The sequence below is a fragment of the Ruegeria sp. HKCCA4633 genome (genome assembly GCF_013034605.1).
Taxonomy (GTDB): Bacteria; Pseudomonadota; Alphaproteobacteria; order Rhodobacterales; family Rhodobacteraceae; genus Ruegeria.
On record NZ_WQGJ01000008.1, the window covers coordinates 148,223 to 163,788 of the forward strand.

The 15,566-nt window shown below is 55.5% G+C and carries 14 protein-coding genes; 9 read left to right on the forward strand and 5 right to left on the reverse strand.

Translation table 11 applies throughout. The features are described from left to right. Positions 1–273: 273 nt before the first annotated feature. The 3 genes from GOV85_RS17915 to GOV85_RS17925 all read left to right on the forward strand — a co-directional run bounded on the left by GOV85_RS17915 (position 274) and on the right by GOV85_RS17925 (position 4,103). A complete protein-coding gene (locus tag GOV85_RS17915) occupies positions 274–1,527 on the forward strand; it encodes a DUF3179 domain-containing (seleno)protein (protein ID WP_171180672.1) in 1,254 nt (417 codons plus the stop codon). 20 nt (positions 1,528–1,547) lie between these two features. Next, entirely contained in the window at positions 1,548–3,215 is a 1,668-nt protein-coding gene (locus GOV85_RS17920) for a sulfatase-like hydrolase/transferase (RefSeq protein WP_171180674.1), read from the forward strand. A gap of 69 nt (positions 3,216–3,284) precedes the next feature. Further along, complete coding sequence (locus GOV85_RS17925) at positions 3,285–4,103, forward strand: hypothetical protein (protein ID WP_171180676.1); 819 nt, start codon at positions 3,285–3,287, stop codon at positions 4,101–4,103. Between the two features lie 87 nt (positions 4,104–4,190). On the opposite strand, the gene GOV85_RS17930 is transcribed toward GOV85_RS17925, so the two are convergent. Genes GOV85_RS17930 through comD form a run of 3 tightly spaced genes read right to left on the reverse strand, consistent with a single transcriptional unit; the run spans position 4,191 to position 6,404 of the window. Beyond that, complete coding sequence (locus GOV85_RS17930; RefSeq protein ID WP_371809128.1) at positions 4,191–5,336, reverse strand: alpha-hydroxy acid oxidase; 1,146 nt, start codon at positions 5,334–5,336, stop codon at positions 4,191–4,193. 10 nt (positions 5,337–5,346) lie between these two features. Continuing rightward, positions 5,347–5,901, reverse strand: a complete 555-nt coding sequence (comE, locus tag GOV85_RS17935) for a sulfopyruvate decarboxylase subunit beta (RefSeq protein WP_171180678.1) — start codon at positions 5,899–5,901, stop codon at positions 5,347–5,349. Further along, positions 5,898–6,404 carry a sulfopyruvate decarboxylase subunit alpha gene (gene comD, locus GOV85_RS17940; protein ID WP_171095649.1) on the reverse strand — a complete coding sequence of 169 codons (507 nt, stop codon included), beginning with the start codon at positions 6,402–6,404 and terminating at the stop codon, positions 5,898–5,900. Before comD ends, comE begins: the two co-directional genes overlap by 4 nt. Before the next feature lie 124 nt (positions 6,405–6,528). Here comD and GOV85_RS17945 point away from each other — a divergent pair, with 124 nt between their 5' ends. Beyond that, positions 6,529–7,422: a LysR family transcriptional regulator gene (locus GOV85_RS17945; protein WP_171180680.1), complete on the forward strand. Its 894-nt coding sequence runs from the start codon at positions 6,529–6,531 to the stop codon at positions 7,420–7,422. An 18-nt stretch (positions 7,423–7,440) separates the two neighbouring features. Here the strand turns inward: GOV85_RS17945 and GOV85_RS17950 are convergent, their stop codons facing one another. Then, a complete protein-coding gene (locus GOV85_RS17950) occupies positions 7,441–8,709 on the reverse strand; it encodes an MFS transporter (RefSeq protein ID WP_171180682.1) in 1,269 nt (422 codons plus the stop codon). Between the two features lie 475 nt (positions 8,710–9,184). After that, positions 9,185–9,787: a helix-turn-helix domain-containing protein gene (locus GOV85_RS17955; RefSeq protein ID WP_171180684.1), complete on the reverse strand. Its 603-nt coding sequence runs from the start codon at positions 9,785–9,787 to the stop codon at positions 9,185–9,187. Positions 9,788–9,934: 147 nt separating this feature from the next. On the opposite strand from GOV85_RS17955, the gene glyA reads away from it, so the two are divergent. From glyA to GOV85_RS17980, 5 genes are all read left to right on the forward strand, one after another. Then, positions 9,935–11,188, forward strand: coding sequence for a serine hydroxymethyltransferase (gene glyA, locus GOV85_RS17960; RefSeq protein WP_171180686.1), 1,254 nt, complete (start codon positions 9,935–9,937; stop codon positions 11,186–11,188). Between the two features lie 11 nt (positions 11,189–11,199). Further along, positions 11,200–12,579: a dihydrolipoyl dehydrogenase gene (gene lpdA, locus GOV85_RS17965; RefSeq protein ID WP_171180688.1), complete on the forward strand. Its 1,380-nt coding sequence runs from the start codon at positions 11,200–11,202 to the stop codon at positions 12,577–12,579. Positions 12,580–12,593: 14 nt separating this feature from the next. Then, positions 12,594–13,538 carry a lipoyl synthase gene (lipA, locus tag GOV85_RS17970; protein WP_171180691.1) on the forward strand — a complete coding sequence of 315 codons (945 nt, stop codon included), beginning with the start codon at positions 12,594–12,596 and terminating at the stop codon, positions 13,536–13,538. Between the two features lie 24 nt (positions 13,539–13,562). Then, positions 13,563–14,981, forward strand: coding sequence for a sodium:alanine symporter family protein (locus GOV85_RS17975; protein WP_171180693.1), 1,419 nt, complete (start codon positions 13,563–13,565; stop codon positions 14,979–14,981). A gap of 79 nt (positions 14,982–15,060) precedes the next feature. Next, positions 15,061–15,483: a universal stress protein gene (locus GOV85_RS17980; RefSeq protein ID WP_171180695.1), complete on the forward strand. Its 423-nt coding sequence runs from the start codon at positions 15,061–15,063 to the stop codon at positions 15,481–15,483. The last annotated feature ends 83 nt before the right edge of the window (positions 15,484–15,566 follow it).

Consider the following 15,566-nt stretch of genomic DNA (forward strand, 5'->3'; position numbering starts at 1 on the left):
TCAGACAGCTTGGGGATGGATATGAACTCATTGACATTAGTATTTCCAAACCAAGCGAATGAAATCGGTCGATTGCGCAGTTCGGACACGGTGTTTGCTCAAATCTGTGCAGATTATGAGAGTTTGATAGCACTGCTGCCCTGTGATGCTAGCGATCCAACTTATGCAGACTTAACCGATAGCCTTCGGGGGCTTGAGGACGAAATTCGGCTTTACCTCGCGTCCAAGTCCAAATCTCCCGAGGGCTAACCACACGTAAGAAAGGCGATCTGAATGCTGGCCAACATTTTGTTTTATTTGGGTCTTGTCGTTTCGCTGACCATTGGGTTCATGTATTTTCGCGACCTTGGAGACATCAGCCAGATGGTTTTGAAGGTAAAGCGGAACAACATGATCCGTTTCATTCGAAACGAAAACGCCTATATCGCTGCGGGCGTAAGTGGGTTGGCTTTGATGCTGGTTGGCCATTTTATGGGCGGCGGACCAGGCTGGTTGTTCTTTCTGGGTGTGCCTGCAGTAACTTTATTAATTTTATTCCTGTTCGTCTTCCCATGGGTCTGGGTTCACGTCGGTTTGCGTAACCAGCAAGACAGCGCCCGGTATTATCCGATCTCGGAAGCTAAGGACTTCATTAATCCGTCGGCCAGCGTTTTGGTGATCGAAAACAACGGCCATGCCCGCGCGCATTCCGACGGGCAGTTGATGCGCCCCCACCTGGCTGGCAATGCCGATGGACTTGGAGGCGATGACATCGTCATGACGTATTGCGCCATGGCGAACCTGGGTCTGGCCTACAAACCGCAGATCAATGGTAAGCGGCTTGATCTGGAAGTCATGGCCCAGCACGGCAACAACCTGATCCTGCGCGACAACCTCACTGGCGAACCCATTCAGCAGATCTATGGTCACTTTGATAGCGATACGTCCAAACAATCCGCCATGCAGCCCTGGCCCACTTTCCGGATGAGCTTTCGGGGATTTCAAAAGGCTTATCCGGACGGCGAGGTGTTTTTGAACAAGCCTTCTTCGAACCCTTTTCTAAAACTCTTCGATCTATTCACAGAAACTGTGTTCGCCTCGGGCATCGCGAAACAGCATCAAGAGGCAGCACCGGTCATGGATAACATGAGCCACAGCGACGACCGGTTGCCCAATAAGACCTATGTCTGGGGCGTAACAGTGGGTGACGATGCTGTGTGCTGGACCGATGAGTTCATTGCCGAGCATAAGGGTTTGATCAACGCCACTGTGGGCGGTCGTGATCTCGTCGTTGCCTATGATCCAGCCTATGAAAGCGTAGGGGTCTGGTACAATGACAGCGGTGAAGCGGTGACCGAAATCGACTTCTTCGGCAATTCGGATCGAGGAAAGCTCAGTCGCGTCGAGACCTTAAGGTCCGGAATGTTTTGGCATGTCTGGGTCGAGTTCTTCCCGGACACCGACATCAATTGCATCGGACCTCAGACCTTGGATGCAGAGGAGATGCAGAAACCCCCAAAACCCGAAACGCACACAGAATCGGAATAGAGCCAATGAGCAGGAGCGACATGAGACAAGTTGTTTACCTTTCGGCAAGCCTTTGTATTGCAGCCCAAATGGTGACGGCGCAGGAAGCGCCCATCATTCACGACGCTGAGTTTTACATACTGCAAGCCCAGCACGCCGAAAAATGGGCCGAGGATGATGCTGCGGTTGACGCGCTACTTTCCGAGTTTCGGGAGCGCAATAATGGCAATCCGCCAAATATCGTTTCCATCCTGATTGATGATCTCGGTTTCGGAGATATGGGCATACCGGAACTCAACGCAGTACGCGGCATCGAAACTCCGAACATCAACCAATTCTCGGACGAAGGTATGCGGATGGTGCGAATGTACACCGAACCATCCTGTACTCCGACACGGGTTGCTCAAATGACTGGGCGTCTTCCAGTACGCATGGGAATGGGGAACACGACTGTGGATATAGCTGGCTTCGGTCTTCCAGGAAAGGAAGTCACTCTTGCTGAGGTTCTTAAAGAAGCTGGCTATGCTACCAGCCATGTAGGTAAATGGCACATGGGTGACATCGCTGAGAGCTGGGCGATGAACCAGGGTTTCGATTACGCACAACATGCGATCCACCAACAAGGTCAGCTTACGATTTTCAACGACGATGCCATTCGCGAGCAAGTCTCAGTTGGTATCGGAGATTTTGTCCCTGAGTACGTACTCGACGAATGGTTCCGCCCAGACGCTTCAGCAATGATGACCGTCATCGAAGGCGAGGCAGGTGGACCAATCCGGGAGATTAGAATGCAACCTGGTGAACGTTGGGGCGCATTGAAATACGATGAGATGAACCAAGCGTATCAAGACAAGACGATAGAAGAGCTAAGACGTCTTGCGACCGGTGAGCAACCGTTCTTCCTTCAATACTGGCCGATGATCCCACTACATAACACGCGCACCGGAAGAACTGGGCCAGAGTCACCCAATGGTGGCCTCTACGCCGATAAGCTCCAGTTGCTCGATGAATACCTCGGGGAAATCTTCGCCGAAATGGAAAATCTGGACGTCGCGAAAAACACTGTCGTTGTTGTCATGGGTGACAACGGACATTTCACCAAATACTCACCTCAATCCGGCTTTACACCAATGATCTACAAAGGTGGCAAAGGCGACACCACCGAAGGCGGGGTTCGAGTTGACGCCTTTATTCGCTGGCCTGGTGTTATCGGCCCAGATTCAATGGTTAATAACATTTTACACGTCTCCGATCTCTATACGACACTGTCACGTATCGCTGGCGCAGATGGGTTCATCCCGCGCGATCGGCTGGTAGATGGCGTCGATCAGTCAGCTTCGATTCTGTTCGCTGATGAATCCAAAGGTCGCCGAGACTCGTTGATTGTGTATAACATTGATAAACCCGGAGCCATCATTAAGGATAAATTCCGAATGAACCTGCCGAAGGACCTCACAAACGGTATTTTGGCAGACTTCATAGACATTTATCGCGACACTCATGAAAAGTACCCTGTCTCGACTGAAGTCGGTGCTTGGGGAGGTCAGGAATTCGTTCGAATTCTCGCTCGTCACCAAGCCCGGAAGGAAAAATTCCCTGACGAGAAACCCGCATTCGGCATACCTTACGAGGGGATTGAAAACATTCGCCCTGAAACCGCCGCGGCAGTTGAGGCATTCAAAATCAAGCAATCCTCGGTCAGCAAATGAGGTGCGATTTGTCGAAGCATCACCAGCGTGGCCTGTTCCTGTGGAAGTGAAAAGCTAGGAGATTGGCACATGAACTTCAAAAAATCTGCTTGCGGCGCAAGCACAATTACTCTGACCTGTCTGCTGGCTTCTGCAGCGTCCGCTCAATCCTTGCCCCCGCCAGGGCAGGATGACGAGGGTTGGCGGCACACGCTTGGCTTTTACCTATTCACACCACTCAGGACCACCGGAACGTCCACCGTTGCGGGTGTCTCGGCTGATCTTGATCTTGATCTGGGTGATGTTTTGGAGGTTCTCGATTTCGCCGCCGCCGGGCGTTACGAGTCATGGAATGGCGATTTTGGTATCATTGTTGACGCCAATTATGTGGGCATAGAAGAAGACGCGACACTGCCCGGACCGATTGGGGCCTCGGTGAACGTAGATGTACGTCAAAAATGGTTCGGAATCTTGGGGGCTTATCGTATTGCGGATGGCACCTATGGCGCGGCCAATCAACGCTATACCATCGATCTTCAGGGGGGCATTCGGTACAACTCGATCCGGCAGGAGATTGACATCACAACACCGGGCCCAACAACACCACCGGTATTGGGCGGTGATCCGGGATGGGTCGAGCCCGTTATCGGTGCCCGCGGCATGTGGAGACTGAACGACCGTTGGACGGCTATCACGTCCCTTGATCTTGGTGGCTTCGGTGCGGGTGGTAACGATCTGCAGATCGGGGCGAATATCGGTTTTGACTACCAGCCGTGGGAAAGAACAGCGATCACATTTGGCTATCGGTACTTCAGTGTTGACTTCAGCGACACGCTGAGCACCGGTGCTTTCGCCTATGATGTTACCCAACATGGACCGTATTTTGGATTGAAAGTCTTCTTCAATTAAACGCCAAATGGCGAGGCCGACACGGCATCTTGCCTATTCATTTCACAAACCGCGCGGGGCAGGTGTATGGACTGGCGCCGCGTGCAGTTACGTTTTGCTCTCTTGAAGCAAAAATTGCGAACGATCCAGGCTCTGGCCAAGCTGAGCCGGTCTGGGTGTTGTTGCGCCAATCTGGGCAAGGGTCAGGCTCGTCTCCTGCGACAGCACATCCCAAAGGGTTCGCAACCCAGTCTCTCCTCCAGCAGCGATTGCATATAACAGAATGCGCCCCAGAAAGGCAAAATCAGCACCTGACGCCAGCACCTTCACAACGTCTTCACCGCTGCGCAGCCCACTGTCGTAGAACAATGGAAAATCCGAGCCAACCGCCTGACGAATGGCGGGCAGCGCGAGAGCGGGAGGGATTGCAGCATCTAGCTGCCGACCACCGTGGCTGGACACCTGTATGGCATCCACTCCCGCTTGTTTGAGGCGCTGTGCATCTTCGGCATCCAGAACGCCTTTGACGACCAGCTTGCCTGGCCATCGGTCACGCAACCGACTGAGATAGTTCCAATCGGCACGCGCGCGGGATTCGGTGCGATCAAAGGTGCCGTCTGGAAAATTTGCCATCTGTGGCTTGCCGCGGAACAAAGTGTTCAGCGACCAGCGTGGATGCAGCGCGAAATCGAAAAACTGCCTGGGCCCGATCCGAAACGGCATCTTGAAACCGTGGCGCAGTTCGCGCGGACGTCTGCCAACTTCTGGTACATCCAGTGTCAGAACTAGTGTGCGATAGCCTGCCGCTTCGGCCCGGTCCACAAGACCCATAGCGCTGCTGCCGTCGCCGCTGAAGTACAGTTGGAACCAGGCGTGCCCTTCAGCCACTTCGATGATCTTTTCCAACGGCGTCGAGGCTACGGTCGAAACCCCGTGCGGGATTTCGTAGTCAGCTGCCAGGCGCGCCAGCATAAGGTCCGCGTCGGGCGCAGCCAGATTGCACATCCCCATTGGAGAGATACCAAAAGGCCGTTTGGCAGCATGGTCAAAGACAGCCAAATCCAGGCTGCGCTGGCTGACATCCACCAGAACCCGCGTGCGCAGGCGAATGTCCTGCAAGGCGCGCCGGTTTAACTCCGCGCCGTGTTCTTCACCCGCGTTGCCATCCATGTAATCAAACACCATCCAAGGCAGACGCCTGCGGGCTATCCGCCGGGCATCTGCGCTAGAATGGATCTGGCCGGACGGCAACATGTTCGGGACCTCAGGCCTGAACAGCTTTCATGAACCGATCACGGATTACCACCGGGTCCATGGTGATGACGGGCATCTTGGCATTGCCGCTTTCGCATTTGGCCACGATGATGGTCATCTTGTTCCCGGCCAGAGCGTCTTCGATCGCCTGTTTTGTATCCTCGGCCCGGCATTCGACAACGTTTTCGCAGCCACAGGCCGAAGCGACTGCCGCTAACGAGGTTTTCTGCCCCGCATAGGTCGGCTGATCACCGGTCGAACCATATGATCCGTTATCAACGATCAGCAGGATGAAATTGTCGGCCACGTTGTTCGCGATCGTGGGTAGAGTGCCGAAATTAGTCAGAACCGAGCCGTCACCGTCGATGGCAATCACCTTTTTGTCCTGAGCCAGCGCCAAACCCAATCCGATGCTTGAGGCTAGTCCCATTGTGCCCAGCATGTAGAAATTGGTGGGCTGGTCGTCGATGGCGTGCAGTTCCTGACTGGGGATGCCGATATTGCAGACCACCAACTGGTCGCGGATAACAGGGGCGATTTCTTTCAGAATCTCAGAGCGGATCATTGGTCTCCGTAGCCTCCCCAGAAGGACGCGTCGGTCAGGATGGCGACCGGCTTGTTGCACATGAAGGTGTATTTCAGGATTGTATCCAGCTCATCCGCGTCACTTTCCTTGTGGAAGTGATAGGTCGGGATGTTGAGTTGGGCCAGCAGAGCCTTGGTGTGCACCGCCATTTCAACCTGGCAGGCTACCGGTTCGCGCAGTTCACCCCGGTATGAGATCAGCATCGGCAGCGGCATCCGGTAGTACTGGATCAACGTGGCCAGCGTATTGATTGTCACGCCGATCGCGGTGTTCTGCATGATGATGGCGGGTCGCTTGCCCCCCATCCAGGCCCCGGCGCACAGACCCATGCCTTCGTCTTCTTTGTTTGAGGGGATGTGAAAGATCTCGGGGCGCGCTTCGACCTCGTCGATGACACCGGCCAACTGCTTGCAGGGCACGGTCGTCACGAAACTGATGTCATTGGCCACCAGATCATCAACGATTTTGCTGTGGATGGACATTCTCGATTCCTCTGTTCACTGACACTCATATCGCCCAAAACCTATGCTTTACTCAATGTAATAATACTTTATTATGAATAAAGTTTTGGTTTAGTTTAGTCATGCGCCGCGAAGAAATGGTTTCATGAGCATCACGCTGTACAAAACCCTGATTGCAATTGCTGACACAGGCAGTTTTGCTGCCGCCGCCGACAAGGTCTATGTCTCTCAGGCGGCGGTTGGTCAGCAGATGAAGCGGCTTGAAGATCACTTGCAAATTGCCTTGTTCGACCGAGGCGAGCGCACTCCCAAGCTCAATCAAACCGGCTGGGCGCTGGTACCCAAGGCCAGAGATCTGGTGCGCGCCTATGACACAATCCTGGAAGGTGTGGTTGGTGACACGGCTTTCGGCGGTGAGTTTAATCTGGGCGCTGTGTCATCGACCATTCGCAGCTTGATCCCGGTCACCGTCCGGCGATTGCTGGAGGCCTATCCGGAGCTACGAGTCCATGTGACGTCGGCTCTATCCGGAGATCTTCAGACGCAGGTAGAGCGTGGCGTGATCGATGCGGCGGTGCTGAGCGCGCCAGAAACTATGACCCCGGATCTGGAATGGCATCCTTTTGCGACCGAAGAACTGGTTCTGGTGACATCGCCCGAGGTGACCGAAACTGATCCGATCCAAATCCTTGCAACACAACCTTTCGTCCGACACGCCCGGGATGGGATGGTCGGTGTTCTGGCCGACACGTGGCTTGCCCAGAGCGGAATCCGGGTGAGCTATGCCATGGAAATGAAATCGCTCGAAGACCTCACGAGTATGGTGGCGCATAACTTGGGTGTCTCAATCGTGCCCAACCTGTGTATGCCCGATCCGGAATTCGGCCGATTGCGAAAAATCCCGCTAGGTGGCAAACCCGTTTCCCGCGCGCTGGGCGTTTTGCTGCGCGCCGACAGTCCCAGAAAGCGGTTGATTGATCTGTTCGTTGACGAAATCCGGACCTCTGTCGCGTACCATCCGGCTGTGTCCAAGGATTAGCCAAACTTTCTAATTGTATTAAGCACGGCCCTCTATGCCAGCTTCCTCATTAAAACTTGCTTCCTCTTCCTGTACCAAGGTTTCCGCTTGCAAGACGCCGGGTTGTGTCGCGCCGATGATGCCCACAACCTGCACTTCTCCGGTCTCGGCAGGCGCGGCAACCTTGACGCGCCGGATCAATGCGATCACGGCAACAGAAAGCCCGATGCCGGCTAAAAGAAACTGTAATCCCCTGCCTCCGAACAGGGAAATGGCGTTTGGACCCAATATGGTTCCGATGAGAAGTCCGATGTTCAGCAGCAAAACCATGGTGCCACTGGCGGGTACGATCTGAGACAGGCGGAGCTGATCATTCGCATGAGCGGTCAGGATTGAGTAGGTCGGGTACAAACCGATTGCAATCACGACAAAGCCGAAGACAATGTATTCGGGTGATGTGTTGGCTGCCATCCAAAGACCCGACACCAAGACGATAACGCCCAGACCAATAACAACATAACGCCTGTCGGTGTGGTCTGAAATCCAACCCACCGGATATTGCACGACGGCACCGGCAATCAGGGCAGCCACCAAAGCGCCTGATGCCTGCGCAGCCGAGAACCCCTGTTGCAGGGCATACAAGGGCAGGGTGATATAGTGTGCGGAAACACCGATACTGACCAACACAATCCCAATAACCGCGATGGGAGAGACCTTGTACAACCGTGTGACTGGCATGCGCTCAGGGACGGTATAGTCCGGTGCTTTGTTGCCTGACAAAAGCAATGGCACGATCGACAGCGAAATCAGGATCGAGACGGTTCCGAACAAGAGATTGCCAGTAGGATCAGGAAAGCCAACAAGAGCCGTACCCAACGCTGGTCCCGCAAGTTGGATGATGAAATAGAGCGACAGCACCTGCGCCCGCGTATTGTTTTCGGATTTGGCGTTCAGCCAGCTTTCGGTGATGACGTAAAGACCCGGGTAACAAAACCCTCCCAAAAAGCGCATCACGCTCCAACTGATGGCATCGCTGGTCAGCAGGTGTACGATCGCCGCGATAGAAACCAGTGACGCAAGTGCGGAAAATGCCCGGATGTGCCCGACGTTTTCCACCAGACGCGGCGCCATGGCCGTTCCGGCCAGCGCGCCCAGCGGATAGCTTGCTTGCATGACCGAGATGGTAAAATCACTGAACCCAAGACTTGCGCCGCGAATTGTAAGCAAGGTCGCCAACAGGCCATTGGCAACCATCAGCATGAGCATCCCCAAAAACAGGGCCCAGTTTTCATTTAATGCGCGTATCATGCCCCATGCCTATTGCGGGCCGGATCAGCAGTATATCAATCCCGCGACAAGCTGATGTCGCGACAAGCCACAGCAAGGCACCTGAAACGGGCCTTGCGAGATTGCCGATACTTTCAAAGAAAGTTCAGGCTGGCAGACAGCAGAGATCTAGGTGTCTCTTGAAACCAGCACTGCCCAAACCGTTGAATCGAGGCGGGGACCTCGCGCGCTGGCGAGAAATTCGGTGTCTCACATTGTGTCGGGAAAGGATTGGCGCGACGCCCAAAGCGCCACTACGGGCAGATTTTCGCATCGCAATTCCATGGCGAACGCGTCAAAGCGCTGGCGCAAGCGTTGGTGCCCTCGAACATACAAGCCATGGCAGAGCGACCGTTACTGCGCGCAGACCGGTAGACAAGATTTCTTTTGTCAAAAAGAGCGGCAACCGGCACTGATCTGAATTGCGCGTCCTGCACCTTGGCGGGCCAAGGTGGGTTCACTCCAGCGAGACCCAAAGCACCTTTGCGTCTTCTTTGCTGGTCGAAATGCAACCATGCCCCATTCCGCTGTCATAATAGAGCGAATCCCCGGCCTTCATTGGAAGTGGACGGTAATGCTCGGACAGGAAAATTAGCTCGCCGCTGAGGACATACATGAATTCTTCGCCCGAATGGTGAACCAGCGGATCGAATTCTGATATGTCTCGCGCCCGGATTGTTGCGATATAGGGCAACATGCGTTTGCTGGTCAGATCCGAGCACAAAAGTTCGTGCAGGTAAGTGGCGGTTTCTCGCGTGTCGCCCTGACCTTTGGCGGTGAAATCGCGCCGCCCTGCTATGCCTGACTGACCCGACTCCAAAAACAATTGTGGGGGGTTCATGTCCAGCGCCTGGGTCAGACGGCGCACGATCTCGAAACTTGGTTTGGTCTGGTTGTTTTCAATCTTCGACAGAGTCGAGCGACCGATTCCCGCAGCGCGCCCGGCCTCTTCCAAAGTCCAGCCTTTTTCCCGCCGTGCATCGCGAATGGACCGGCCCAACGCCGCGCCTTCGTCCTCTTCGTCTTGGACAGAACCTTCATTCCAATGGTCGTCGCCCATCATTTTCCTCCCAATTTACCACAGGTTACAGGTTCTCCTATACGCACGCAATATCGCGAATATGAGAAATATGTTGCCATTAAGAGCGTAGTTCCACTATGGGAAATAAAGTTTCGAATACAGGATTCGAAAGTGGAGGAAGAAACCATGTTCAAAACGTCGCTGAAAGATGCTGATCCTGTCATCGCTGCGTCGATTGACCGTGAGGGCGTGCGCCAGGCCGAGCAGATTGAGCTTATCGCATCCGAGAACATCGTCTCTCAGGCCGTGATCGAGGCGCAGGGCTCGGTCCTGACCAACAAATACGCCGAAGGATATTCGGGTCGCCGCTATTATGGCGGGTGTGAATATGTAGACGAGGTCGAATCCGAGGCCATCGACCGTTTGAAGAAACTGTTCGGGTGCGAATACGCCAACGTGCAACCGCATTCCGGTGCGCAGGCAAATGGCGCAGTCAAACTGGCACTGTTAAGCCCGGGCGATACAATTCTGGGCATGTCTCTGGATGCTGGCGGTCATTTGACCCACGGGGCGAAGCCGGCGCAATCAGGCAAATGGTTCCGGCCTATCCAATATGGCCTGACCGAGGCTGGCCTGATCGACTATGACCAAGTCGAAGCCTTGGCCAAGGCTGAAAAACCGCAGTTGATCATCGCAGGTGCGTCGGCTTATTCGCAAAAGATCGACTTTGCCCGTTTCCGTTCCATCGCGGACGAGGTCGGCGCATGGCTACTGGCCGACATGGCCCATATCGCGGGTCTGGTTGCAACCGGTTTGCACCCTTCACCTATTGGTCATGCGCATGTTGTCACGTCGACCACGCATAAAACCCTGCGCGGCCCGCGCGGAGGCATCATCCTGACCAATGACGAAGCGCTGGCGAAAAAGATCAACTCGGCCGTGTTCCCCGGTCTTCAGGGCGGCCCGTTGATGCATGTGATCGCGGGTAAGGCGGTTGCGTTTGGCGAGGCGCTGAAGCCTGAATTCAAAGAATACATGCAGCGCGTGGTCGATAGTGCTTCGACGTTGGCCAATGTGATGATCGCACGGGGATGTGACATCGTTTCTGGTGGTACCGAGAACCACCTGATGCTGGTCGATCTGCGCCCAATCGGCGTAACCGGCAAAGATGCCGAAGCCGCGTTGGAGCGTGCCGGGTTTACCTGCAACAAAAACAGCGTTCCGGGTGATCCTCAGAAGCCAACCGTTACCAGCGGTATTCGACTGGGTACCGCTGCCGGATGCAGCCGTGGCTTTGGGGCGGAAGAATTCAAACAGATTGGCAACCTGATTGGCGATGTTCTGGACGCATTGGCTAAGTCGCCCGACGGTGATGCCGCTGTCGAACAGGCGACCCATGCAAAAGTCCGCGCGCTCTGCGCCAGCTATCCGATTTACTGAAAGACGACGAAATGACTTACGACCTGATTGTCATCGGCGGAGGGCCAGGCGGCTATGTCGCCGCGATCCGTGCGGCCCAGCTGGGTATGAAAGTGGCTTGCGTCGAGGGGCGCGGGGCTCTGGGTGGCACTTGTCTGAACGTCGGGTGCATACCCTCCAAAGCGTTGCTGAACTCCTCGGCGAAATTTGCCGAACTCTCCCATCTCTCCTCCCATGGCATTGCGGTCGGGGAGGCCAGCATTGATGTACCCGCGATGATGGGGCGCAAGGACAAGATCGTTGGCGATCTGACTAAGGGCATTGCGTTCTTGTTTCAGAAAAACGGAGTTGATCTGATCGAAGGCTGGGCCACCATTCCCGCAGCCGGTCAAGTCAAGGTGGGCGACGAGGTTCATGAGACTAAGAACATCCTGATTGCTACGGGGTCCGAGCCTACCCCATTGCCCGGCATCGAGATTGACGAACAGAACGTCCTGAGTTCGACCGGTGCGATTGCGTTGGACAGCGTGCCGGATCATCTGGTGGTGATCGGAGCTGGCGTTATTGGTCTGGAACTGGGTCAGGTCTGGGCACGTCTGGGAGCCAAGGTCACAGTTATTGAGTATCTGGACCGCATCCTGCCCGGCATTGACGGTGAAATAGCCAAATTGGCGCAGCGCGCGCTCAGCAAGCGCGGCTTGAAGTTCCAGTTGGGGCGTGCGCTGAAATTCATTGAAGAAACCACGACTGGTCTGAAATTGACCGTGGATCGTGTGGGCAAGGACAAAAAAGAGGTGATCGAGGCCGACAAGGTTCTGATCGCCGTCGGTCGCCGCCCCGTTACACGCGGGCTGGGTCTTGAAGACCTTGGCATCGCTGTGAGCCCGCGCGGCTTTATTGAAGTTGACGGCACGTTCCAGACCTCGGTTCCTGGCGTCTATGCGATCGGTGACTGTGTTCCCGGCCCGATGCTGGCGCACAAAGCCGAAGAGGACGGCGTTGCCTGTGTCGAAATGCTGGCCGGTGAAACGGCTCACGTCGATTACAACACTGTTCCGGGTATGGTTTATACCGACCCCGAGGTCGCCTCGGTGGGCTTGACCGAAGAAGCGCTGAAAGACGCGGGTACCGAATACTCGGTTGGCAAATTTGCCTTCATGGCCAACTCGCGGGCGCGTTCGACCGGCGAAACCGATGGTGCGGTCAAGGTTCTGGCAGGTCCCAACGGCAAAATTCTGGGTGCACATATCTGCGGTGCACATGGTGGTGATCTGATCGCCGAACTGGTTCTTGCGATGACCAAAGGCGCCACCGTGTCCGAGGTCGCCTCAACCTGTCATGCACACCCGGCTATGGGGGAGGCGGTCAAAGAAGCCTGCCTGGACGCCCTGGGCCGCGCAATCCACGCGTAAGAAAGAGCAGACAGATGACTATCCAGCTTCGCCCTCGCCACCCTGAAAAGGCCAAAAAGGCTGACAGTGTCATCCCGCGCAAACCCAAGTGGATCCGCAAGAAAAAGGGCGATAGCGCCGAGTATTACGAAACCCGCCGCCTGATGCGCGAACATAACCTGGCGACCGTTTGCGAAGAGGCTGCCTGCCCCAACATCGGCGAGTGCTGGTCCAAGCGTCACGCCACCATGATGATCATGGGAGAGGTCTGCACACGCGGTTGTTCCTTCTGCAACGTCTCCACGGGCCGTCCCGATGCGCTGGATGCGTTTGAACCGGGTAGGGTTGCCGCGGCGGTGAAAAAATTGGGCCTGCGCCACGTGGTCATCACCTCGGTCGACCGCGATGATCTGGACGACGGCGGGGCCGAACATATCGCGCAGACCATTCGCGCCGTACGTCATAAGAATCCGGGCACCACGGTCGAGGTTTTGACCCCTGATTTTCTGGGAAAAGGTACTGCCTCAAATATCGTATTTGACGCGGCACCGGATGTTTTCAACCATAATCTGGAAACTGTGCCGCATCTTTACCCAACGGTACGTCCCGGTGCGCGGTATTATGCTTCGCTGCGTCTTCTGGATGATGCGAAACGCGCCAATCCCGAGATTTTCACCAAATCCGGCCTAATGGTGGGCTTGGGTGAAAGCCTGAATGACGTGCGGCAGGTCATGGATGACCTGCGCGCCGCTCAAGTCGATTTTCTGACAGTCGGCCAATACCTGCAACCGACCCCGAAACATCATCCAATTGACCGGTTCTGGTCACCGGAGGAGTTCGCCCAACTGGAACAGATCGCACGTTCCAAGGGCTTCCTGCACGTGTCGGCAACCCCGCTGACCCGTTCATCGTTCCACGCGGACGAAGACTTCGCTGCTCTTAAGCAAGCCCGCCAGCGGGCCATCGCAAACAGGGCATAACCAAACGCAAATGGGAGGGAAACCATGGAAGCGTTAACTTCAATCACAGGGGCCATTAATGGCGTCGTATGGGGGCCGTGGATGCTGGCGCTCATCCTTGGCGTCGGCTTCTTCCTACAGGTTGGTCTGAAATTCATGCCGATCCTGCGCATTGGCACGGGCTTCAGCCTGCTGTTCAAAGGGCGGGAAGGTCAGGGCGAAGGGCAGATCAGCCCGTTCAACGCGCTGATGACCTCGCTGTCGGCGACCATCGGTACAGGTAACATTGCCGGTGTGGCCACTGCTGTCTTCCTGGGCGGTCCAGGCGCCTTGTTCTGGATGTGGATGACCGCCCTGGTGGGCATGGCCACCAAATATGCCGAAGCTGTCTGCGCGGTGAAATATCGCGAAAAAGACGAGCTGGGCAACTATGTCGGCGGCCCGATGTACTACATCAAAAATGGTCTGGGCGCGAAATGGGCCTGGTTGGGCGTTGCCTTCGCTCTGTTCGGCGGCATTGCGGCCTTCGGCATCGGCAATGGCGTTCAAGCCAACGGTGTGGCGCAAGTTCTGGAAACAAACTTTGGCATCAATGAATCGATCACAGGCATTGTGCTGATGATCCTGACCGCCGCCGTTATTTTGGGTGGTATCACTCGCATCGGTGCTGTTGCAGGTAAACTGGTTCCGTTTATGGCCATTGCCTACATCGTTGCGGGCCTGCTGGTTCTGCTGATCAACATCGGTTCAATCGGCTCAGCGCTGAGCGATGTGTTCACTTATGCGTTCACGCCTTGGGCTGCCAAGGGCGGCGCAGCTGGTGCAGCGGTGTGGCTTGCCATCCGCTTTGGTGTGGCGCGCGGTGTCTTCTCGAACGAAGCTGGTCTGGGTTCTGCCCCGATCGCCCATGCCGCAGCCGAGACCAAGGGACCTGTAAATCAGGGCCTGATCGCGATGCTGGGGACGTTCATCGACACAATCATCGTGTGTTCGATCACGGGTCTGGCGATCATCGCTTCGGGCGCATTGGATGCGTCGGTTGCGGATTTCGTGGCCAATGGTGAAACCGAAGGATACAAAGCGATTTCCGGCGCAGCTCTGACGTCGCTGGCCTTTGAAACCACTCTGCCGGGTATCGGTGGGTACCTGATTGCAATCGCTCTGTCGATCTTTGCGTTCACCACTATCCTGGGCTGGTCCTTCTATGGCGAGAAATGCGTTGAGTTTCTGCTGGGTGTTAAATCCCTGCTGCCTTACCGCATCCTGTGGATCGTCGCGATCTACTTCGGCGCAACAGCAGATCTGGGCTTTGTCTGGCTGCTGGCAGATACGCTGAACGCCATGATGGCTATCCCGAACCTGATCGCTCTGGCCTTGCTGAGCCCGATCGTCTTCAAGCTGACGAAAGAGTTCTTCGCGTCGAACGGTCAATCGGAAGAGCCCGGCGGTCAAGCTGCCGAATAAGCTCGGCCCTGACGAATGCGGGGGGCCAAACTGGCCCCCCGGTTTTGAAACAGAAATCCATATCTCGAGGAGAGACGTGATGGCCACGAAAATCCTGCTGCCAATTGATCACACCGACGACCGCTCGTGGAAGAATGCCCTGCCGCTCGCACTTGAACAGGCCAAGTTCTATGGTGCCGAGCTGCACGCAGTTGCCGTCATCCCCGAGATCATCCAGCTGCCGAACCTGCCCGCCAACTATGGCGCGGGTGCCCGGGATCATGTGCGCAATGCAGTTCAGGCTATCCTAGATCATGGCAATGCCTCGGACGTGAACGTTCACATCGAAGAAGGCAGCGTATACCGCGAAATCCTGAAACTCGCTTACAAGGATGGCTTTGACCTGATCATCATGGCCTCGACCAAAGGCGATTTCCCGAATTACGAGATCGGCCCGAACCTGGCCCGTGTGGTGCGCAATGCGCATTGCACAGTCACAGTCGTTCGCGACCAATCCCGCTGATCGAAAGGTGAGAACTATGTCCGACATTAAACGCACTCCCTTGTATTCGTTGCATGTTGAGTTGGGAGGTAAGTTGGTTGATT